20 protein-coding genes and 1 riboswitch are annotated in these 22,348 nt (G+C 54.6%); of the genes, 12 read left to right on the forward strand and 8 right to left on the reverse strand.

The window, feature by feature from the left end; all coding sequences use genetic code 11:
* Positions 1-116 precede the first annotated feature (116 nt).
* From ilvN to leuO, 3 genes are all read right to left on the reverse strand, one after another.
* A complete protein-coding gene (ilvN, locus tag ACTJJI_RS10440; RefSeq protein ID WP_014830640.1) occupies positions 117-608 on the reverse strand; it encodes an acetolactate synthase small subunit in 492 nt (163 codons plus the stop codon).
* Position 609: 1 nt separating this feature from the next.
* Complete coding sequence (ilvI, locus tag ACTJJI_RS10445) at positions 610-2,334, reverse strand: acetolactate synthase 3 large subunit (protein WP_440653959.1); 1,725 nt, start codon at positions 2,332-2,334, stop codon at positions 610-612.
* Positions 2,335-2,713: 379 nt separating this feature from the next.
* Complete coding sequence (gene leuO / locus ACTJJI_RS10450) at positions 2,714-3,658, reverse strand: transcriptional regulator LeuO (protein WP_046889336.1); 945 nt, start codon at positions 3,656-3,658, stop codon at positions 2,714-2,716.
* 637 nt (positions 3,659-4,295) lie between these two features.
* On the opposite strand from leuO, the gene leuL reads away from it, so the two are divergent.
* The 5 genes from leuL to leuD all read left to right on the forward strand — a co-directional run bounded on the left by leuL (position 4,296) and on the right by leuD (position 9,155).
* Positions 4,296-4,382, forward strand: coding sequence for a leu operon leader peptide (gene leuL, locus ACTJJI_RS10455; protein ID WP_071830037.1), 87 nt, complete (start codon positions 4,296-4,298; stop codon positions 4,380-4,382).
* Between the two features lie 91 nt (positions 4,383-4,473).
* Positions 4,474-6,045 (forward strand): 2-isopropylmalate synthase, encoded by a 1,572-nt coding sequence (gene leuA, locus ACTJJI_RS10460; RefSeq protein WP_014830637.1) that lies wholly within the window; start codon positions 4,474-4,476, stop codon positions 6,043-6,045.
* A complete protein-coding gene (gene leuB / locus ACTJJI_RS10465) occupies positions 6,045-7,136 on the forward strand; it encodes a 3-isopropylmalate dehydrogenase (protein ID WP_440653961.1) in 1,092 nt (363 codons plus the stop codon). The genes leuA and leuB overlap by 1 nt, the downstream gene beginning before the upstream one ends.
* A 2-nt stretch (positions 7,137-7,138) precedes the next feature.
* Positions 7,139-8,539, forward strand: coding sequence for a 3-isopropylmalate dehydratase large subunit (leuC, locus tag ACTJJI_RS10470; RefSeq protein ID WP_014830635.1), 1,401 nt, complete (start codon positions 7,139-7,141; stop codon positions 8,537-8,539).
* A 10-nt stretch (positions 8,540-8,549) separates the two neighbouring features.
* A complete protein-coding gene (leuD, locus tag ACTJJI_RS10475) occupies positions 8,550-9,155 on the forward strand; it encodes a 3-isopropylmalate dehydratase small subunit (protein ID WP_063426368.1) in 606 nt (201 codons plus the stop codon).
* A 91-nt stretch (positions 9,156-9,246) separates the two neighbouring features.
* Here the strand turns inward: leuD and ACTJJI_RS10480 are convergent, their stop codons facing one another.
* From ACTJJI_RS10480 to sgrT, 3 genes are all read right to left on the reverse strand, one after another.
* Positions 9,247-9,399 carry a Hok/Gef family protein gene (locus tag ACTJJI_RS10480; RefSeq protein WP_010427008.1) on the reverse strand — a complete coding sequence of 51 codons (153 nt, stop codon included), beginning with the start codon at positions 9,397-9,399 and terminating at the stop codon, positions 9,247-9,249.
* Between the two features lie 216 nt (positions 9,400-9,615).
* Complete coding sequence (locus tag ACTJJI_RS10485) at positions 9,616-10,794, reverse strand: sugar efflux transporter (protein ID WP_046889338.1); 1,179 nt, start codon at positions 10,792-10,794, stop codon at positions 9,616-9,618.
* A gap of 120 nt (positions 10,795-10,914) precedes the next feature.
* Entirely contained in the window at positions 10,915-11,067 is a 153-nt protein-coding gene (gene sgrT, locus ACTJJI_RS10490; protein WP_013095557.1) for a glucose uptake inhibitor SgrT, read from the reverse strand.
* 88 nt (positions 11,068-11,155) lie between these two features.
* Between sgrT and sgrR the strand changes: the two genes are divergently transcribed.
* From sgrR to thiQ, 4 genes are all read left to right on the forward strand, one after another.
* Positions 11,156-12,811, forward strand: a complete 1,656-nt coding sequence (sgrR, locus tag ACTJJI_RS10495; protein ID WP_182381928.1) for an HTH-type transcriptional regulator SgrR — start codon at positions 11,156-11,158, stop codon at positions 12,809-12,811.
* Between the two features lie 36 nt (positions 12,812-12,847).
* Positions 12,848-12,948, forward strand: a riboswitch (TPP riboswitch).
* 31 nt (positions 12,949-12,979) lie between these two features.
* Positions 12,980-13,963 (forward strand): thiamine ABC transporter substrate binding subunit, encoded by a 984-nt coding sequence (gene thiB / locus ACTJJI_RS10500; protein ID WP_046889340.1) that lies wholly within the window; start codon positions 12,980-12,982, stop codon positions 13,961-13,963.
* Complete coding sequence (gene thiP, locus ACTJJI_RS10505; RefSeq protein WP_182381929.1) at positions 13,939-15,549, forward strand: thiamine/thiamine pyrophosphate ABC transporter permease ThiP; 1,611 nt, start codon at positions 13,939-13,941, stop codon at positions 15,547-15,549. The genes thiB and thiP overlap by 25 nt, the downstream gene beginning before the upstream one ends.
* A complete protein-coding gene (thiQ, locus tag ACTJJI_RS10510; RefSeq protein ID WP_262788237.1) occupies positions 15,533-16,234 on the forward strand; it encodes a thiamine ABC transporter ATP-binding protein ThiQ in 702 nt (233 codons plus the stop codon). Before thiP ends, thiQ begins: the two co-directional genes overlap by 17 nt.
* Here the strand turns inward: thiQ and ACTJJI_RS10515 are convergent.
* Together ACTJJI_RS10515 and araC are read right to left on the reverse strand one after the other, a co-directional pair.
* Entirely contained in the window at positions 16,224-16,991 is a 768-nt protein-coding gene (locus ACTJJI_RS10515; protein ID WP_046889342.1) for a DedA family protein, read from the reverse strand. The genes thiQ and ACTJJI_RS10515 overlap by 11 nt on opposite strands.
* A 128-nt stretch (positions 16,992-17,119) precedes the next feature.
* Complete coding sequence (araC, locus tag ACTJJI_RS10520) at positions 17,120-17,965, reverse strand: arabinose operon transcriptional regulator AraC (RefSeq protein WP_013095551.1); 846 nt, start codon at positions 17,963-17,965, stop codon at positions 17,120-17,122.
* A 336-nt stretch (positions 17,966-18,301) separates the two neighbouring features.
* Here araC and araB point away from each other — a divergent pair, with 336 nt between their 5' ends.
* The 3 genes from araB (at position 18,302) to araD (ending at position 22,306) form a co-directional block, all read left to right on the forward strand.
* Complete coding sequence (araB, locus tag ACTJJI_RS10525; RefSeq protein ID WP_046889343.1) at positions 18,302-20,011, forward strand: ribulokinase; 1,710 nt, start codon at positions 18,302-18,304, stop codon at positions 20,009-20,011.
* A 10-nt stretch (positions 20,012-20,021) separates the two neighbouring features.
* Complete coding sequence (gene araA / locus ACTJJI_RS10530) at positions 20,022-21,524, forward strand: L-arabinose isomerase (protein WP_046889344.1); 1,503 nt, start codon at positions 20,022-20,024, stop codon at positions 21,522-21,524.
* An 86-nt stretch (positions 21,525-21,610) separates the two neighbouring features.
* Entirely contained in the window at positions 21,611-22,306 is a 696-nt protein-coding gene (araD, locus tag ACTJJI_RS10535; RefSeq protein WP_014830625.1) for an L-ribulose-5-phosphate 4-epimerase, read from the forward strand.
* Positions 22,307-22,348 lie beyond the last annotated feature (42 nt).

Here is a 22,348-nt window from a genome sequence, read left to right on the forward strand (position 1 = left end):
CATCTAAACGCAGAATAGCCTTCGCGGCAACCGCTTTTATCTGTGTTATCGGCGTATTACGCAAAAAAAAGCCCGGCTTTGGTGACCGGGCAGAAAGAGGCGAACCTTATTGACACCTAACGCATGATTTTCTCGCCGCGCGAAAGACCGACAACGCCCGATCGCGCAACCTCAACAATTTTTGCCACATCCCGGACAGACGCCAGGAAAGCATCCAGCTTGTCACTCGTTCCCGCCAGCTGAACCGTATAAAGAGAAGGCGTGACGTCAATGATCTGCCCACGGAAGATATCCGCATTGCGTTTAACTTCTTCACGCCCGTAGCCACTGGCCTGGATTTTCACCAGCATGACCTCACGTTCAACATAAGCCCCCTGCCCGAGCTCGCTCACGCGTAGAACATCGACAAGCTTATGTAACTGTTTCTCGATCTGCTCAAGCACCTTGGCGTCACCGACGGTCTGGATCGTCATGCGCGACAGCGTCGGATCCTCGGTGGGTGCCACGGTCAGGCTTTCGATGTTGTAGCCGCGTTGTGCAAAGAGTCCAATGACGCGTGACAGTGCACCAGACTCGTTTTCCAGTAATACAGATAATATCCGGCGCATATCAGGTTCTCTCCGTTTTACTTAACCACATTTCATCCATGCCACCACCGCGAATATGCATCGGATAAACGTGCTCTGAGCCATCAACAATGACATCCATGAAAACAAGGCGGTTGTTTTTAACGTGTTCAAGTGCTTCAGCAAGTTTCGCTTCAAGCTCTGCCGGCTCGGTCACCCTCATCCCGACATGACCATAGGCTTCGGCCAGACGAACAAAATCCGGCAGTGACTTCATGTAAGATTGAGAATGGCGACCAGAGTAGATCATATCCTGCCACTGCTTCACCATACCGAGATAACCGTTATTGAGGTTCAGAACCAGTACCGGCAGCTCATATTGCAACGCGGTGGAAAGCTCCTGGATATTCATCTGAATACTGCCATCACCCGTGACGCAGACGACGGTTTCATCCGGCAGCGCAAGCTTGACGCCCAGCGCGGCAGGCAATCCAAAGCCCATCGTCCCCAGACCACCCGAGTTTATCCAGTGACGTGGTTTATCGAACGGATAATAGAGGGCGGCAAACATCTGATGCTGACCCACATCTGATGTGACATACGCTTCACCTTTTGTCAGACGCCAGAGGGTTTCGATCACCGCCTGCGGCTTAATGTTCTCGCTTTGCGTATCGTATTTAAGGCACTGACGCGCACGCCACTGCTCAATCTGCTGCCACCAGTCGCGGATCTCATCCAACGGTTGTGAAGGGGTTTCCTGCGCCAGCAACTCCAGCATTTGTTCCAGGACCTGTCGGGCGTCCCCAACAATCGGCACATCTGCTGGCACCGTTTTCGAGATAGAAGTCGGATCGATATCAATATGCAGCACGGTGGCGTTCGGGCAATATTTCGCCAGGTTGTTGGTCGTGCGATCGTCAAAGCGCACGCCGACGGCGAAGATCACATCAGAATGGTGCATCGTCATGTTGGCTTCATAGGTACCGTGCATCCCCAACATACCTAAAGCCTGGCGATGCGTCGCCGGGAACGCCCCCAGTCCCATCAGTGAAGAGGCGACAGGGAGATTCAATTTTTCAATCAGCGCACGCAACTGCGTTTCACACGCAGAGTTAACTGCGCCGCCTCCCACATAGACTACCGGCTTTTCCGCGGACAGCAGCGTTTGCAGCGCCCGCTTGATCTGGCCTTTATGTCCCTGAGTCGTTGGGTTATAGGAGCGCATGCTTACCGTTTCCGGCCAGACATACGGCAGTTTGTTTGCCGGGTTCAGTATATCCTTCGGCAGATCAACCACCACAGGACCTGGACGCCCACTCGCCGCCAGCCAGAACGATTTTTTCAGTACGCCGGGAATGTCTTCGGTTTGCTTCACCAGGAAACTGTGCTTCACAACAGGACGGGAAATCCCCACCATGTCGCACTCCTGAAACGCATCGTAGCCAATCAGGGATGTTGCGACCTGGCCGGAAAGAATGACCAGCGGAATGGAGTCCATATATGCCGTCGCAATGCCGGTAATCGCGTTTGTAGCACCGGGACCCGAGGTGACCAATACCACCCCCACTTCACCCGTCGCACGCGCCAGCCCGTCAGCCATGTGCACCGCCGCCTGTTCGTGGCGCACCAAAACATGGTCAATGCCGCCAACCGTATGGAGCGCATCATAAATATCGAGAACGGCGCCTCCTGGATAGCCGAACACTTGCTTCACGCCCTGATCGATTAGCGATCGGACGACCATTTCCGCGCCAGACAACATCTCCATGCTTTGCCTCCAGGCATTGTGTTATAGACGGACTGCAGAATTCATTTCCACACCGTCTTACGATCGTGATGAACCAATCTTATATTTTGCAGAGTGATCGTTACCTTAACCGCTCGTTATGAGGCAGGCAATTAGCAAACCAGGCGAGATAAACGGTGCATAAAGCAGAAAAGACAGGCATCAGGAGAGGATATGGTTAATTCCTCTGTGATTCGTTGATGAGGTGATAAATCATCGTTGAAAAGCGCGACGTTTCAGGAAATCATCTATTTTTGCGAGCCTGGCAGCAACCAGTAAAAATAACAACAGCACAAAACACCGGAAAAATAAAAACACACAGGATAAACCACACACCAGGATGCGATTTACCCTGACGCGCTTATCGGCGACAAATGCTAATAAGCAGCTCTTCCATCCACTGATGGCCTTTATCCCGGCCTGCTGCTTCATGCCAGGAAAGATAACAGGTACGACTATTGAGCTTGAGTGGCAACGGCAGAATTTGCAGATTTAACTGTTCAGAAAACTCCTCTGCCAGCCAACGCGGTGCAATGGCCACCAGGTGGGTTTGAGAAACCACGTTTAATACGCTGACCATTGCCATTCCCTGATAAGCCACGCTCGCCTGCTTATCCGCAGTGTCATACCACGGCAAACTAAATGAGGCATATCGGTCGAGGGCAACCACGGCGTGCTGCTCGTTATAAACATCACTTTCACGCAGTGGCGTATTCATTCGCGGATGCGTTTTACTGGCAACCAGTACCATTTCATCTTTAAACAGAGGTACGCAGGAAAATTCCGGCCGACGAAATTCTTCGTATCCCAAAACAAACTCAATTTCCTGATACCGAAGCTGATGCTCCGTGTTCTGATTAAGCGATGATTTAAATACCAGGTGAATATTTGGCGCTATTTCTTCCACTTTATTGTATATAACCGATGTCAAATAATTATCTAACGGACTGCATACACAAAGATGGAAAACACGCTCACTGCTTAAGGGCTCAAAACCCGATCCCGGCAGCTCGTTCTGCACCAACTGCAGCGCCTGGCGGATGGAGCCAAACAGTTGAAATGCACGCGCCGTGGGTTGAATCCCCCTCCCGTAACGAACAAACAATTCGTCGTTAAACATCAGCTTAAGCCGGGATACCGCATTGCTGACGGCAGGCTGAGACATCCCCAGAGACTGCGCTGCTCGCGTGATATTCTGTTCCTGCATCACCGCGTCAAACACGGTCAAGAGATTGAGATCAACGGTGCGTAGCTGAGGTTTGACCCCATTATAAACCTGAGGTTGATTAATATTATTTTCTGGCATTCCTGGCTCCACTGTCACGCTAAACTCCCTTTGCCAATTTACTGTAATAAACTCGAAAAATATGATTTACCATGCAGATACAACCAGCGAAAGAGAATTATTTAAAATTCGGAAAATATAAAGAACACCGCTTCAAAAGAGTGACATTACACATCTTATTGATGACGAGGTAAAATTGAGTATGAATGATAACAATGACATTATGGTTTGCATGAAACCATAATTAAGACAAATACTCAATCACCCTTCAGTTAATGATAACTTTAGTATTATTAAACTATTCACCTGATCGCACAGCAAACAATTAACAAAGTCGTATCAATGCTCACGTCTTATTTGCTACAAAACCATTCACCGCAATTATAAATTAATGAATTTAAACTGCTTTTCTCGCCCACCCCATCCATTACAGACCTATGTTGAATTGATACTAATTATATTTAAATCGTTCCAAAGATGAATCTCCAGTCCAAAAATAGACTTTTCGAAAGGCATAAAAGATAAAAACCAGCACAATTAGCTAATACAAACTCACCACGACTTTCTCCGTTCGGGCTCGTTTTTCTCTTCAGGGGTTGACATCAACCACCATATCCAGTACCACTAAAAGCATATTGAATTTAACGGAGCACGATTCATGATTCGCACCATTCGTTTCACCGGTCTACTACTACTAAACGCATCCTCTGTGCGCGGTAGACTGGCGGGCGAAATTCAGCGTTGAATCGTCACCAGTAAGACTAGAAACCCGCGCCATTGCGCGGGTTTTTTTATGCTCGTAGCAAGGCGCCCTAAGACTGACAAGGACCTAACCCATGAGCCAGCAAGTCATTATTTTCGATACCACTTTACGTGACGGTGAACAGGCATTACAGGCGAGCCTGAGTGTGAAAGAGAAACTGCAGATCGCGCTGGCTCTCGAACGTATGGGTGTCGACGTGATGGAGGTGGGTTTCCCTGTCTCTTCTCCGGGTGATTTCGAATCGGTACAGACCATCGCACGCACCATCAAAAACAGCCGCGTCTGTGGTCTGGCACGCTGCGTTGAGAAAGACATCGACGTTGCCGCCGAGTCACTGAAAGTGGCTGAAGCCTTCCGTATCCATACTTTTATTGCCACATCCCCCATGCACATCGCCACCAAGTTGCGCAGCACGCTCGACGAGGTGATTGAACGCGCGGTATACATGGTCAAACGTGCACGTAACTATACGGATGATGTTGAATTCTCATGCGAAGATGCAGGCCGCACGCCAATTGACGATCTGGCGCGGGTGGTGGAAGCCGCCATCAATGCCGGCGCCAAAACCATCAACATCCCGGATACCGTCGGCTACACCATGCCGTTTGAATTCTCCAACATCATTACTGGCTTGTATGAACGTGTGCCAAACATTGATAAGGCGATTATCTCTGTTCATACCCACGACGATTTAGGCCTGGCCGTCGGGAACGCCATCGCCGCCGTTCACGCCGGTGCCCGACAGGTAGAAGGTGCGATGAATGGTATCGGTGAACGTGCAGGTAACTGTTCACTGGAAGAAGTGATCATGGCAATTAAGGTGCGCAAAGACATCATGAACGTGCACACCCGCATCAATCACAATGAAATCTGGCGTACCAGTCAGACCGTCAGCCAGATTTGCAACATGCCTATTCCAGCCAACAAAGCGATTGTTGGTACCGGCGCATTCGCGCACTCTTCCGGTATTCATCAGGATGGCGTGCTGAAAAACCGCGAAAACTACGAAATCATGACCCCGGAATCCATTGGTCTGAACCAGGTACAGTTGAACCTGACGTCCCGCTCAGGTCGCGCGGCAGTGAAGCACCGTATGGAAGAGATGGGTTACAAAGACAGCGATTACAACATGGATCAGTTGTACGACGCGTTCCTGAAGCTGGCCGACAAAAAAGGTCAGGTGTTCGACTATGACCTGGAAGCGTTGGCCTTCATTAATAAGCAGCAGGAAGAGCCAGAACACTTCCGCCTGGATTACTTCAGCGTGCAGTCCGGCTCCAGCGATATCGCGACGGCGTCCATCAAGCTGGCCTGTGGGGATGAGATTAAAGCGGAAGCGGCAAATGGTAATGGTCCTGTCGATGCCATCTACCAGGCCATTAATCGCGTCACCGAATACGACGTTGAACTGGTCAAATATGACCTGACGGCCAAAGGCCATGGCAAAGACGCGCTCGGTCAGGTGGATATCGTGGTCAATTATAACGGCCGTCGCTTCCATGGTGTAGGTCTGGCGACCGATATCGTCGAATCCTCTGCCAAAGCGATGGTGCATGTCCTGAACAATATCTGGCGCGCCGCTGAAGTTGAAAAAGAGTTGCAACGCAAAGCTCAGAATAAAGAGAACAACAAGGAAACCGTGTAATGTCGAAGAATTACCATATTGCTGTGTTGCCGGGTGACGGTATTGGCCCGGAAGTGATGGCACAGGCGCTGAAAGTACTGGAAGCTGTTCGCTCGCGTTTTGCGATGAAAATTACCACCAGCCACTACGACGTGGGCGGTATTGCTATCGATAATCACGGTACGCCGCTGCCAAAGGCAACCGTTGAGGGCTGCGAGAACGCCGATGCCGTCCTGTTTGGTTCCGTGGGTGGCCCGAAATGGGAACACCTGCCACCCGCAGAGCAGCCAGAGCGCGGTGCGCTGCTGCCGCTGCGTAAACACTTTAAGCTGTTCAGCAACCTGCGTCCGGCGAAGCTCTATCAGGGCCTGGAAGAGTTCTGTCCACTGCGTGCGGATATTGCCGCCAATGGCTTCGATATACTGTGCGTGCGTGAACTGACCGGCGGCATCTATTTTGGCCAGCCAAAAGGTCGCGAAGGCAGCGGTCAGCATGAAAAAGCCTTTGATACCGAGGTTTATCACCGTTTCGAAATTGAACGTATCGCCCATATCGCTTTCGAGTCTGCGCGCAAACGCCGCCATAAAGTGACCTCTATTGATAAAGCGAACGTGCTGCAGTCTTCCATCCTGTGGCGTGAAATCGTCAGTGAAGTCGCGAAGCAATACCCTGACGTTGAGCTGTCGCATATGTACATCGACAACGCGACAATGCAATTGATTAAAGATCCGTCCCAGTTTGACGTGCTGCTGTGCTCTAACCTGTTCGGCGATATTCTCTCGGATGAGTGCGCAATGATCACCGGCTCCATGGGCATGCTGCCATCAGCGAGCCTGAATGAAGAAGGGTTTGGTCTGTACGAGCCGGCAGGTGGCTCAGCGCCGGATATCGCAGGTAAAAACATTGCTAACCCAATTGCGCAGATCCTCTCTTTGGCTCTGCTGCTGCGCTACAGCCTGGATGCAGACGATGCAGCGACCGCAATTGAAAACGCCATTAATCGCGCGTTAGAAGAAGGCGTCCGTACCGGTGATTTAGCACGCGGCACGGCGGCAGTCAGTACCGATGAAATGGGCGACATCATTGCCCGCTATGTCGCTGAAGGGGTGTAATCATGGCGAAGACGTTATATGAAAAATTGTTTGATGCGCACGTTGTCTACGAGGCACCAAACGAAACCCCACTGCTGTATATCGACAGGCATCTGGTACATGAAGTGACCTCTCCACAGGCATTTGACGGCCTGCGTGCGCACAAACGCCCGGTACGTCAGCCGGGTAAAACCTTCGCGACAATGGATCACAACGTTTCCACTCAGACCAAAGATATCAATGCGTCGGGTGAAATGGCGCGTATCCAGATGCAGGAGTTGATTAAGAACTGTAACGAGTTTGGCGTTGAGCTCTACGATTTGAACCATCCGTATCAGGGTATCGTTCACGTCATGGGGCCAGAGCAGGGTATTACCCTGCCCGGCATGACCATCGTCTGCGGTGACTCCCATACCGCCACACACGGCGCATTCGGTGCCCTGGCCTTCGGTATTGGCACCTCTGAAGTTGAGCATGTTCTGGCTACGCAGACCCTGAAACAGGGCCGAGCCAAAACCATGAAGATTGAAGTGAAAGGCAAAGCCGCACCAGGGATCACCGCGAAAGACATCGTGCTGGCCATCATTGGTAAAACGGGCAGCGCCGGCGGTACGGGGCACGTTGTTGAATTCTGCGGTGAGGCTATTCAGGCGCTGAGCATGGAAGGTCGTATGACTCTGTGCAATATGGCCATCGAGATGGGGGCAAAAGCAGGCCTGGTGGCGCCAGACGAAACCACGTTTAACTATGTGAAAGGGCGTCTGCATGCGCCGAAAGGTCAGGATTACGCTGACGCCGTCGCGTACTGGAAAACCCTGAAAACTGACGATGGCGCTGTCTTTGATACCGTTGTTACCCTGCAGGCGGAAGAGATTGCCCCGCAGGTGACCTGGGGGACCAATCCGGGTCAGGTCATTTCCGTGAATGACACTATCCCCGATCCGGCCTCATTTGCCGATCCGGTCGAACGCGCCAGTGCCGAAAAAGCGCTGGCTTATATGGGCCTGAAACCCGGTGTGCCGTTGACCGATGTGACTATTGATAAAGTCTTTATCGGCTCCTGCACTAACTCGCGCATCGAAGATTTGCGCGCCGCGGCGGAGATCGCCAAAGGTCGTAAAGTGGCACCCGGCGTACAGGCGCTGGTCGTGCCAGGATCTGGCCCGGTAAAAGCGCAGGCGGAAGCCGAAGGCCTGGATAAGATCTTTATCGAAGCGGGCTTCGAGTGGCGCTTGCCTGGCTGCTCCATGTGTCTGGCCATGAACAATGACCGCCTGAATCCTGGCGAACGTTGTGCCTCCACCAGTAACCGTAACTTTGAAGGTCGTCAGGGCCGCGGTGGGCGCACCCATCTGGTCAGCCCGGCCATGGCCGCCGCTGCGGCAGTTACCGGCCATTTCGCCGATATTCGCAGCCTGAAATAAGGAGACAATCATGGCAGAGAAATTTACCCAACATACAGGCCGGGTTGTCCCCCTGGACGCCGCTAATGTCGATACCGATGCAATCATTCCGAAGCAGTTTTTGCAGAAGGTCACCCGCACCGGTTTTGGCGCTCATCTGTTTAACGACTGGCGTTTTCTGGATGATAAAGGCCAGGTTCCTGACCCGGAATTTGTACTGAACTTCCCGGAATATAAAGGCGCCTCCATTCTGCTGGCGCGGGAAAACTTTGGCTGCGGTTCATCGCGCGAGCACGCGCCATGGGCACTGACCGACTACGGCTTTAAAGTCGTGATCGCCCCGAGCTTTGCGGATATCTTCTACGGCAACAGCTTCAACAACCAGCTTCTGCCGGTGACGCTGAGTGACGAGCAAGTGGATGAATTGTTCGCGCTGGTTAAGGCAAATCCGGGCATGTCGTTTGAAGTGGATCTGGAAGCGGAAGTGGTGAAAGCCGGGGATAAGATCTATAACTTCAGCATCGATGCCTTCCGTCGCCACTGCATGCTGAAGGGCCTGGACAGCATTGGCCTGACGCTTCAGCACGAAGACGCCATCTCCGCGTACGAGAAAAAACAGCCTGCGTTTATGGGCTAAAGGCAATGGCCCGCACGATGCGGGCCATTGATAAAGGTGCATTGAGGCTCAACCCCTCTGGAGAGGCGGGGAACTTTCCCCGCCCATACCGCTAACGTTTTGCTTCGTAAGCCAACACTGCTGCCAGCTCTGTTTTCTCCTGTCTGAAATGCAGTTCACACAGTGAATCACGCACCATCCAGGTGAAGATCAACAGCGTTGTACAGATCAGAAACAAACCTAACAGCAGAGTACGTTTTGGCATTCCAGCCTCCTTATTGCTTTTCGGCAATGAAGAGACTAACCTCGCAATGTTGGTTGTGAAGTTGGTCTCCCCATCAGTTTTTTGATGTGGGACTCTCCACTGTTTGCCTCTTGCGAAAGCCTGAGGCAAACAGCCTCAAGCACCCGCCACGCACTCTATGTGTCTTCTCAGGTCCTGTCAGAAAATCGTTTCATTTCGTGAAGACGCCTTCCAGAATCAAACGTCTTTTACGCGCCAGGTCAGCATCAGCGTGAGAACAGATATGGCCGCTATCATCCAGTACACCGCTGCATGCCCGTAGCTTTGTGACAGCGCCCCCTGAATCACCCCCGCCAGAATTACCCCCGTGGAGATACTGTTGGTAAAGAGTGTGGTCGCCGAACCCGCCCGCCCGGGCATTAGATCCTGGAACCAGAGCATCCCTATTCCGGCCACAATCCCGATAAACACAGCATTAAACAGCTGCAGTGCCAGCAACGCCTCTCGCGAATGGAAGAAAATCAGCCCCAGGTAGAACAGCACCCCGGCCGCTACGGCTACCACCATCATCCGGCGTTTTCCGAGATATTTGACGTAGTACCCCGCCAGAATCATCGCCGGAATTTCCAGCCCGGCAGCCGTCCCCATTAAGATCCCGGCGAGCTTATCAGGCAGCCCCAGATCGCTGCTGATCCATAGCGGCATATCGATGATATACATGGTGTTACAGGTCCACATCAGCGTGGAAGCGATAAACAGCATACGGACGTTTTTATCCTGCCAGCCGCTCACCTGTGTAATGGGTTTATCCGCTGTCTGTTCGACACGCGCCACTGACGGCAGCGCGAAGGCAATCAGTGCCAGACTAATGGCAAAAATCCCCGCAGCGATGGAAAACATGGCGGTAAAACCGTAATTCAGCGCCAGCATAAAGGCCAGCGGCGGGCCAATGACCCACGCAAGAGAGAGCTGCGCACGCATCACCGAGCTAAACATCACCACTTCCCGCGCCGAATTATCGGCATATTCCCGGGCCAGCGCGAAGAGTTGCGGCATGGCGGTGTTTGCCAGTGAGGCCAGCAGCACGCCGCAAGTGATCAGCGTCAGGTAGTGACGATTAAAGGCAAACAGCAGCGCGTTACCCACGGCCATGGCGCAACAAAAGAGGATCAACTTACGGCGATCGCCCTGGCTGTCGGATCGTTTCGCCAGCCACAGGCTGACCAGGATCCCGGCGATGGCGTTCACGGTATAAAACAGACCGACCCAGAACGGCTGCGCCCCCACCTCCCGACTGAGAAAAAGACTCAGCGTCGGTGCCTGCAACGCCCCCGCCACGCCCATCATAAAGGCCACCAGCATAAAAGCGGCATACACGCCGTTCAGGCGTCGCCCCATTGTCATTAACCAGAGCATCTGCAAGTCCTTGTGAAAGCGAATCGAATTGGGTGAAAGAATAAACGAAAAAAGCCAGCAAAAAACATTTTGCTGGCGGGTGATAAGCACCAATACTCAGTCACACATGATCGAGGCGAGTTAGCGAGAAGAGGTCGGTTTCGTAACGTCCCACTGCATCAATTCTTCTAACATTTTCAGCCGTTGCTCAGCACACTGACGGGCCAGCCAGGACGTTCCTTTTGTCGCTGAAAAGTACTGCTGATAAAACTGACGAGCGGTAGACCTCTTCATAATTTACCTCCTCACTTCATCAGGAAGAATTATTGGCTTAATATAGGGATTAATAAATTGCTGATTTTTTGTCAGGAGTTCCCCTTTTATGCCTTCTGGTCGTCTGCAACAACAATTTATCCGCCTCTGGCAGTGCTGCGAAGGGCAATCGCAGGAGACCACGCTTAACGAACTGGCAGAGCTCCTTAACTGTTCCCGTCGTCATATGCGCACGCTGCTAAATACCATGCAGCAGCAGGGCTGGTTAAACTGGGAAGCCGAAGCAGGACGCGGCAAACGCTCACGCCTGACCTTTCTCTATACCGGCCTGGCCTTGCAGCAACAGCGAGCGGAAGATCTGCTGGAACAGGACCGAATCGATCAGCTGGTGCAACTGGTGGGCGATAAAGCCGCAGTACGTCAAATGCTGGTCTCCCATCTCGGGCGAAGTTTCCGTCAGGGCCGCCACATCCTGCGCGTGCTCTACTATCGTCCGATGAAAAATCTGCTTCCCGGCACGGCATTACGCCGTTCAGAAACCCATATGGCCCGACAAATATTCAGCGGCCTGACGCGGATAAATGAGGAAAATGGGGAACTGGAAGCCGATATCGCGCACCACTGGCAGCAACTTTCCCCGCTTCACTGGCGCTTCTTCTTACGTCCCGGCATCCACTTTCACCACGGCCGCGAGCTGGAAATGCGCGATGTCATCGCGTCTCTGGAACGTGCCCGCAAGCTTCCGCTCTACTCGCACATTTCGCGGATTCATTCCCCTACGGCCTGGACGCTGGATATTGAACTGTCTCAGCCGGACAAATGGCTTCCCTGGTTGCTGGGCTATGTGCCCTCGATGATTCTGCCCGGTGAATGGGGATCGCTGGACAATTTTGCCAGTCAACCTATTGGCACCGGCCCCTATGCCGTGTCGCGTAACAATAATAACCAGCTGAAAATTCGCGCGTTTGATGACTATTTTGGTTACCGGGCGCTGATCGACGAAGTGAACGTCTGGGTATTACCGGATCTCAATGAAGAGCTCAGCGCCGGGCTGACGCTTGAAGGTCCCACTACGGGTGAAAAGGCGGTGGAAAGTCGCCTTGAAGAGGGCTGCTACTATCTGCTGTTTGACAGTCGCACCCACCGCGGGGCCAATCAGGCGGTACGCAAATGGATTAGTCATGTCTTATCCCCCTCCAATCTGATTTACCATGCGGAAGAGCAGTATCAGACGTACTGGTTCCCGGCGTACGGTCTGCTTCCCCGCTGGCATCACGCCCGGCCTGTGCAGTGTGACAAGCCGGCAGGGCTGGAGTCCATCACCCTGACCTACTACCGCGAGCATGTGGAGCATCGTTTTATCGCCAGAATCATGACCAGACTGCTGGCCGCAGAAGGTGTTCAGCTGACGATTCAGGAGGTCGACTATGATGAGTGGCATCGTGGCGATATCGTAAGCGATATCTGGCTGAACAGCGCCAACTTCACCCTGCCGCTCGATTTCTCGCTCTTCTCACACCTGTATGAAGTCCCGCTGATCCAGCACTGTATCGCTCGGGACTGGCAGCAGGACGCCGCACAGTGGCGCGCGGGCGAGATGAATCTGGCCACATGGTGTCAGGCGTTGCTGGCCGAACAGGCGATCGTGCCGCTGATCCACCACTGGCTGATGATCCAGGGTCAGCGCAGTATGCGGGGGTTACGGATGAATACGCTCGGCTGGTTTGATTTTAAATCCGCCTGGTTTGCGCCACCCGAGCCATAACACTTTCGTAATATTCGCCAAATCATTACAATACCGCCGTTCTCAACGGGGTGCTGCATCACTGATGTGCGCTGAGATAATACCCGTCGAACCTGATCCGGATAACGCCGGCGAAGGGATTTGAGGCTGTCGCTCAAAATCCTTTGCCACTCAACCTTGAGGTGCAAAGTGTTAAAAAAAGTGCTTCCCCTGCTGGCGCTGTTTGCGCTGCCTGCTTTCGCAAAACCCGTCCTGACGGTCTACACCTACGACTCCTTTTCTGCCGACTGGGGCCCAGGTCCGGTAGTCAAAAAAGCCTTTGAAGCCGACTGCAACTGCGAACTGAAATTCGTGGCGCTGGAAGATGGCGTCTCGCTGCTTAATCGTCTGCGTATGGAAGGCAAAAACAGTAAGGCCGACGTGGTACTCGGTCTGGATAACAACCTGCTGGATGCGGCGTCGCAAACAAAACTGTTCGCCAAAAGCGGCGTGGCGGCAGAGGCGGTTAACGTGCCGGGCGGCTGGAAGAACGACACCTTTGTGCCGTTCGATTACGGATATTTTGCGTTTGTCTACGATAAAAACAAGCTGAAGAATCCGCCGAAAAGCCTGAAGGAGCTGGTGGAAAGCGACCAAAAATGGCGCGTGATTTATGAAGATCCGCGCACCAGCACGCCGGGTCTGGGCCTGCTGCTGTGGATGCAGAAGGTCTATGGTGATAAAACGCCGGAAGCGTGGCAGAAGCTGGCCGCCAAAACCGTGACCGTCACCAAAGGCTGGAGCGAGGCCTATGGTCTGTTCCTGAAAGGGGAGAGCGACCTGGTGCTGAGCTACACCACCTCCCCGGCTTATCACATTATCGCCGAGAAGAAAGACAACTACGCCGCCGCTGATTTCGCTGAAGGGCATTATCTGCAGGTGGAAGTGGCCGCCCGCACTGCCGCCAGCAAGCAGCCGGAACTGGCCGAGAAGTTTTTGAAATTTATGGTTTCCCCGGCGTTCCAGAATGCGATCCCAACGGGTAACTGGATGTATCCGGTGACCAACGTGACGCTGCCTGCCGGCTTTGAGCAACTGACCAAACCGCAAACCTCGCTGGAGTTTACGCCACAGCAGGTCGCCGCGCAGCGAGCAGCATGGGTAAGTGAATGGCAACGCGCCGTCAGCCGCTAATTCCCGGCTGGTTATTTCCCGGACTGCTCGCCGCCGTAGTGATGGTGGCGGTCAGTCTCGGCGCTTTTCTGGCATTGTGGTTTAACGCGCCGGAGAGTGATCTGCTCTCCCTCTGGTACGACAGCTATCTCTGGCATGTCATCCGGTTCTCTTTCTGGCAGGCGTTTCTCTCTGCCCTGCTGTCAGTGATCCCGGCCATTTTTCTCGCGCGGGCGCTCTACCGCAGACGCTTCCCCGGCAGGGAGGCGCTGTTGAGACTGTGCGCCATGACGCTGATCCTGCCCGTTCTGGTGGCGGTATTTGGGATCCTGAGCGTGTATGGTCGTCAGGGCTGGCTGGCCGCTCTCTTTAACCTGCTTGGTCTGGAGTGGACCTTCTCCCCTTACGGGCTGAAAGGTATTCTGCTGGCACACATCTTTTTCAACATGCCCATGGCGACCCGGCTTTTTTTACAGGCGCTGGAGGCTATCCCCGGCGAGCAGCGTCAGCTTGCGGCACAGCTGGGTATGCGCGGCTGGTCATTCTTCCGCTTTGTCGAATGGCCATGGCTGCGCCGTCAAATCCCTCCGGTTGCGGCGCTGATCTTTATGCTCTGTTTTGCCAGTTTCGCCACCGTACTTTCACTTGGTGGCGGGCCACAGGCCACCACCATCGAACTGGCGATTTACCAGGCGCTGAGTTACGACTACGACCCCGGTCGCGCTGCGCTTCTGGCCCTGGTGCAGATGCTGTGCTGTCTTGTGCTGGTCCTGCTGAGTCAGCGTCTGAGCAAAGCCATTCCACCGGGCAGTCATCAGATTACAGGCTGGCGCGATCCACAGGACAGCCTGCACAGCCGAATCGCGGATGTGATGTTGATCGTACTGGCCCTGCTGCTGCTTCTGCCGCCGCTGATGGCCGTTATCGTCGATGGCGTTAACCTTAACCTCGTCTCCGTGTTGCAACAGCCCGTCCTCTGGCAGGCGACCTGGACATCCTTGCGCATCGCACTGGCTGCCGGGCTATTGTGTGTCGTGCTGACCATGATGCTGCTATGGAGCAGCCGTGAACTTTATGCACGCCAGGCGCGCAAAGCCGGGCAAGCGCTGGAGCTGACGGGAATGTTGATCCTGGCAATGCCGGGCATCGTCCTGGCAACCGGCTTCTTTTTAGTGTTCAACAGTACGATTGGTCTGCCGGAAAGCGCCGACGGGATCGTGATTTTTACCAACGCCCTGATGGCCATCCCCTATGCGTTGAAGGTTCTGGAAAATCCCATGCGCGACATCAACAGCCGCTATGCTTTGCTGTGTCAGTCGCTCGGCATGCAGGGCTGGAAGCGGCTAAAGGTAGTCGAACTGCGCGCGCTGAAACGCCCGCTGGCTCAGGCGCTGGCCTTCGCTTGTGTGCTCTCCATTGGTGACTTTGGTGTGGTGGCGCTCTTCGGCAATGAAGATTTCCGCACGCTGCCGTACTGGCTGTATCAGCAGATCGGGTCCTACCGCAGCCAGGAGGGGGCCGTCACGGCGCTGTTACTGCTGTTGCTGTGCTTTGCCTTATTTACCGTTATCGAAAAACTTCCGGGGCGCAATGTTAAAACTGACTGATGTCACCTGGCTCTACCAGCATCTGCCTATGCGTTTCACCCTCTCTGTGCGTCAGGGGGAGATGATTGCCGTACTTGGCCCAAGCGGGGCAGGCAAGAGCACCTTGCTCAATCTGATTGCCGGTTTTCTGCAACCGGCGAGCGGGTCAATAGAGATTGAAAACAACGACCATACCCTCACCCCGCCCGCCAGGCGTCCGGTCTCGATGCTGTTCCAGGAAAATAATCTGTTCACCCATCTGACGGTGCAGCAAAACATCGCGCTGGGTATGGATCCGGGGCTGAAACTGAACGACGCCCAGCGCCAGAAGCTGGAGAGGATTGCCGGGCAAATGGGCATCACCACGTTTATTGACCGGCTCCCCGGAGAGCTCTCTGGCGGACAACGTCAGCGCGTGGCGCTGGCTCGCTGTCTGGTACGCGAACAACCGGTGCTGCTGCTGGATGAGCCCTTCTCTGCACTCGACCCTGCCTTGCGCCAGGAGATGCTCGCGCTGGTACAGGAGGTCTGCCTGCGTCAGCAGCTGACGATGCTGATGGTGTCACACAGTATCGAAGATGCCGCACGCATCGCCCCGCGATCGGTGGTGATCGCGGAGGGGCGTATCGTGTGGGATGGTGAAACCGAAGAGTTGATGAGTGGCAAAGCAAGCGCGTCGCACCTGCTGGGGATCCTTAACGGCTGACAACCTTTAACAGGATCTCACCGTACACCGGCATCAGCGGATGACGAACCAGCGCAATCAGCGCCACAACGGCAACACCCAGCGTCAGCGGTGCCAGCCACAGCAAACGCGAGCGAGGCAGATAGCGCGTAAGACGATCGACATTCGCTTTCGCGCTGCGCCATAGTCGCCAGCACAACCATGCCGCGAGCCATAACAGCAGCGCTGTTGCCAGCAGTAGCCATTTAAAACCGCCGCTTTGCATATCGTCAGGAATATCAATTGCCGCCCCCGCCAGGATCCCCGGCAGGAAGTAAAACGGAGGCCAGAAGACGCAGCCGATAATGTTCGGCACAACGAATTTTGCGACGGGCAGATCCAGCATCCCGGCCACCATCGGCACCAGCGGACGCGTTGGCCCGACAAAACGTCCCACGAGAATAGTAAACATGCTGTGCTGATGCAGCGCATGCTCGGTTTTATCCAGCAACGCTTTGTTCTTTTTCATAAACGACCAGCGGTGCAGTGGCTTCTTGAAGCGCCAGCCCAGCCAGAAGGAGATCCAGTCGCCCAGTAAGCAGCCGATAATACCGGCCAGCCACGCCTGCCAGAAATTGACCTCACCGCTGCCAATCAACGCGCCCAACGCCGCCATCATCACTGTGCCGGGCAAGATAAGCCCAACCAGCGCCAGCGATTCCAGAAATGCCACCAGCGCAACGGCGATAAGCGAATACATAACGGACTGGGTAATAAAATGTTCCAGCAATGCCTGCATAACTATTCCGGTCAGAAAACGAATCAGGGATTCTGCTTAGCGCCCTGCACCGCGTCAAGACAACAATTGTCTGAATAGTTTACAGGTTGCTTCCGTTGTTCACCTGCTTGTTTATCTTTTTTTACCATTTATTCACATCCTGCCCGGAATTCGCTGGGGCTGGCCCCCGTGCATTTTTTAAATACGCGGGAAAAATAGAGCTGATCTTCGAATCCCACATTGCGCCCTACGGTGGCGATGGGCATCCGGGTGGTGCTGAGCAGCAGTTTAGCCTGGCTGATACGCTGATCCTCGCGCCAGCTCAGCACGCTGACACCCAACTGCTGCCGGAACAGGTGCGAAAGCCGCGACGGCGACAGGCAGACATGCTGGGCAACGCTGGCGATATCAAACTGGCTGTCGGCAAGGTGATCGCTGATGTACTGGCAGGCATCGCGCACACGGTTATCCAGCGGCGGATTAAGCGACGCGTTAATTGCCTCCATCCGGCGCAGTAAAACCTGTTCAAGCAAATTAATCGCCAGCAGTTCAGCGTAGCGCCCACCCGCCTGCCCTGCCTCAATAATCTGGGCAAACAGCTCGCGGAACTGGGCCAGATGAGCGTCGTCCGGGCGGTAAAAACCGGTGTGCGCAAAAATGGCCGGCCAGGATAGCCACTCCTGCCAGTAGGCGCGGGGGCGGAAGTAGACCCACTGGTGATACCACTCTTTGGCATCCGGATGACGCCCGTAATGGTGGATCTCGCCAGGCGGAAACAGCAGCATATCGCCGGGACGACAGACGAACTGCTGATCGTTGTTTTTGATAATCCCTTCCCCACGCACGGTCAGGTTCAGAATGTACCCTTTCATGCCGAGCGGACGGTCAACGTAAAAATCGAGATATCCCTCAGCCTCGATAGGGGTCAGCCCCGCCACCAGGTGGGCGTTAAACGAATAACCCGGCAGTAAGGGATCGTTTTGCGTTTCGGCCATAGATTCAGTTCTCCCAACGGTCCTGAAGGAAACCAATTGTCCATATCGTTAAAAGCCGCATAAAAATGGCCTGCGAAAAGATCCAAAAAGTATCACGCCTCTTTTACGTCCGCCATGTTTCAGCCTTTCCCCCTGATTTCTCCGCCAGAGTGGGCAGATAAGCAGTAACAAAAGTGTCTATAAGTGCGGCAGAAATGTCCACATTGAATATTTGCACGGCGTCACACTTTCCATCGCAACAGCAATTTAGTCCATAAGATTAGCGGATCCTGCCTGACGATTTTCGCCCTCAGTCTCTAATGTTCTCTCATACCTGTTTTCTGATGGAGCAACACCATGGCAATTGCGATTGGCCTCGATTTTGGCAGCGACTCGGTTCGCGCCCTGGCAGTGGACTGTACGTCCGGCCAGGAGATAGCAACCAGCGTTGAGTGGTACCCACGCTGGCAAGAGGGGCGCTACTGCGATGCGCCAAACAACCAGTTCCGTCACCATCCACGCGACTATATCGAGTCGATGGAAGCGGCAATCAAAACCGTGCTGGCAGAACTGACTGACGAACAGCGTGCAGAGGTGGTTGGGATCGGCGTAGACAGCACCGGTTCTACCCCCGCGCCAGTGGATGCGGAAGGCCGGGTGCTGGCGCTGCGTCCTGAGTTCGCCGACAACCCGAACGCCATGTTTGTGCTGTGGAAAGACCATACCGCCGTCGAAGAGGCCGAAGCCATCACCCGGTTGTGCCACCAGCCAGGCAAAACCGACTATTCGCGCTACATCGGCGGAATTTATTCCAGTGAATGGTTCTGGGCCAAGATCCTGCATGTCACCCGCGCTGACGCAGCGGTTGCACAGGCAGCCGCATCGTGGATTGAACTGTGTGACTGGGTTCCTGCCCTGCTCTCGGGTACCACCCGTCCGCAGGATATTCGCCGCGGCCGCTGCAGCGCCGGGCATAAATCGCTATGGCATGAAAGCTGGGGCGGTCTGCCACCAGCAGCCTTCTTCGATGAACTCGATCCCATTATCAACAAGAGCCTGAAATACCCGCTCTTTACCGACACCTTTACCGCCGATATTCCGGTGGGCACGCTCTGCGAAGAGTGGGCAACACGTCTGGGCCTGCCGCAAAACGTGGCAATCTCCGGCGGTGCGTTTGACTGCCATATGGGCGCGGTGGGCGCTGGAGCCCAACCCAATACGCTGGTGAAAGTGATCGGTACCTCCACCTGCGACATCCTGACGGCGGATAAAGCCAGCGTCGGCGACCGCGCAGTGAAAGGTATCTGCGGCCAGGTCGACGGCAGCGTGGTGCCGGACTTTATCGGTCTGGAAGCCGGCCAGTCTGCGTTTGGCGATATTTACGCCTGGTTTGGTCGGGTACTGGGCTGGCCGCTGGACCAGCTCGCGACCGCGCACCCGGAACTGAAAACCCAGATTGCCGAGAGTAAGAAACAGCTGCTGCCCCAGCTCACCGCCGCGTGGGCGAAAAATCCGTCTCTTGAACACCTGCCGGTGGTGCTCGACTGGTTCAACGGCCGCCGTACGCCATTTGCCAACCAGCGTCTTAAAGGCGTTATCACCGATCTCAATCTGGCGACCGATGCCCCGGCCCTGTTTGGCGGCCTGATTGCAGCCACCGCCTTCGGTGCCCGCGCGATTATGGAGTGCTTCACCGAACAGGGCATCGACGTCAACAACGTCATGGCGCTGGGCGGTATCGCCCGTAAAAACCCGGTGATCATGCAGGCCTGCTGCGACGTGCTGAACCGTCCGCTGCAGATTGTCGCGTCCGATCAATGTTGCGCGCTGGGTGCGGCCATTTTCGCCGCCGTTGCCGCGGGCGTACACGCCGATATCCCGACTGCACAGCAGCATATGGCAAGCGCGGTCGAAAACACCCTTCAGCCGCGTGCTCAACAGGCGCAACGCTTTGAACAGCTTTATCAGCGCTACCAGCAATGGGCAAAAAGCGCCGAACTTCACTATCTCCCTGTCGCCGCCCCGTCAAAACACACCGCGGACACGACGGCAACCCTGACCCATTAAGGACTCGACGATGACCATTTTTGATAATTATGAAGTGTGGTTTGTGATTGGCAGCCAGCATTTGTACGGACCGCAAGCGTTGCAACAGGTGACGAAACACGCGGAGCACGTCGTTAACGCGCTGAACGCGGAAGCCAAACTGCCGTGCAAACTGGTGCTGAAGCCGCTGGGCACCACGCCGGATGAGATCACCCATATCTGCCGTGACGCGAACTACGACGATAAATGCGCGGGTCTGGTGGTGTGGCTGCACACCTTCTCACCCGCCAAAATGTGGATCAACGGTCTGTCTATCCTCAACAAACCGCTGCTGCAATTCCATACCCAGTTCAACGCCTCCCTGCCATGGGACAGCATTGATATGGACTTTATGAACCTGAACCAGACCGCACACGGCGGCCGTGAGTTCGGCTTCATCGGTGCCCGCATGCGTCAGCAGCACGCCGTAGTAACCGGACACTGGCAGGATCAACATGCGCAGAAACGCATCGGCTCCTGGATGCGTCAGGCCGTATCCAAACAGGATACGCGCCACCTGAAAGTGGTGCGGTTTGGCGACAACATGCGTGAAGTGGCAGTCACTGACGGTGACAAAGTTGCCGCGCAGATCAAGTTCGGTTTCTCCGTGAACACCTGGGCCGTGGGTGACCTGGTGCAGGTCGTGAATGAGATCGGCGATGGCGACGTGAGCGCGCTGGTCGACGAATACGAAAGCAGCTATCGCCTCACTGCAGCGGCGCAGGTTCACGGTGAAAAACGCCAGAACGTGCTGGATGCAGCACGCATTGAACTGGGGATGAAACGCTTCCTGGAACAAGGCGGCTTCCACGCCTTTACCACGACATTTGAAGATCTTCATGGTCTGAAACAACTGCCGGGTCTGGCAGTACAACGTCTGATGCAGCAGGGCTACGGCTTTGCGGGCGAAGGCGACTGGAAAACTGCCGCTCTGCTTCGCATCATGAAAGTGATGTCAACCGGTCTGCAGGGCGGCACCTCCTTTATGGAGGACTACACCTACCACTTCGAAAATGGCAACGACCTGGTACTCGGTTCACACATGCTGGAAGTCTGCCCGTCCATTGCCGTCGAAGAGAAACCGATCCTCGACGTGCAGCATCTCGGCATTGGCGGTAAAGCGGATCCGGCACGTTTGATCTTCAACACCCGTACCGGCCCGGCCATCAACGCCAGCCTGATCGACCTGGGCGATCGTTTCCGCCTGCTGGTGAACTGTGTGGATGCGGTTGAAACGCCACACGCGCTGCCAAAACTGCCGGTCGCCAACGCCCTGTGGAAAGCGCAGCCCGACCTGCCAACCGCCTCCGAAGCCTGGATCGTCGCCGGTGGCGCGCACCATACCGTCTTCAGTCACGCGCTGGATCTCAACGATATGCGTCAGTTCGCTGAACTGCACGATATCGAACTGACTGTGATCGATAACGATACCCGCCTGCCCGCGTTTAAAGATGCGCTGCGCTGGAATGAAGTCTATTACGGTTCGAAACGTTAAGTACGACGTGCCCGGTGGCACTGCGTTTACCGGGCCTACGATTATGTAGGCCGGATAAGCGAAGCGCCATCCGGCGGGAGACAACAATGCTAGAAGATCTCAAACGCCAGGTACTCGAAGCTAACCTGGCGCTGCCTAAACATAATCTGGTGACCCTGACCTGGGGCAACGTCAGCGCCGTTGACCGCGAAAAAGGGGTGTTCGTCATCAAGCCTTCCGGCGTGGATTATACGATAATGACCGCTGACGATATGGTTGTGGTCAGCATTGCAACCGGTGAAGTGGTGGAAGGGAAGAAAAAACCCTCCTCCGATACCCCCACCCATCGCCTGCTGTATCAGGCATTTCCGACCATCGGCGGCATTGTGCATACCCACTCGCGTCATGCGACTATCTGGGCGCAGGCAGGCCAGTCCATCCCGGCTACCGGTACCACGCACGCAGACTACTTTTACGGCACCATCCCGTGCACCCGCCTGATGACCGATGCGGAAATCAACGGCGAGTATGAATGGGAAACCGGCAATGTGATTGTCGAAACCTTTGAAAAACAGGGCATCGACGCAGCACAGATGCCCGGGGTGCTGGTGCATTCCCACGGCCCGTTTGCGTGGGGCAAAAATGCGGAGGATGCAGTGCATAACGCGATTGTGCTGGAAGAGGTAGCCTATATGGGCATCTTCTGTCGTCAACTGGCACCACAATTGCCGGACATGCAACAGACGCTGCTGGACAAACACTACCTGCGCAAGCACGGTGCAAAAGCCTATTACGGGCAATAAACTGTATATAAACCCAGCATAAAACCGCTAACCAGGCTATAA

The sequence above is a fragment of the Enterobacter sp. 22466 genome (assembly GCF_052044775.1).
Classification (GTDB): domain Bacteria; phylum Pseudomonadota; class Gammaproteobacteria; order Enterobacterales; family Enterobacteriaceae; genus Enterobacter; species Enterobacter dissolvens.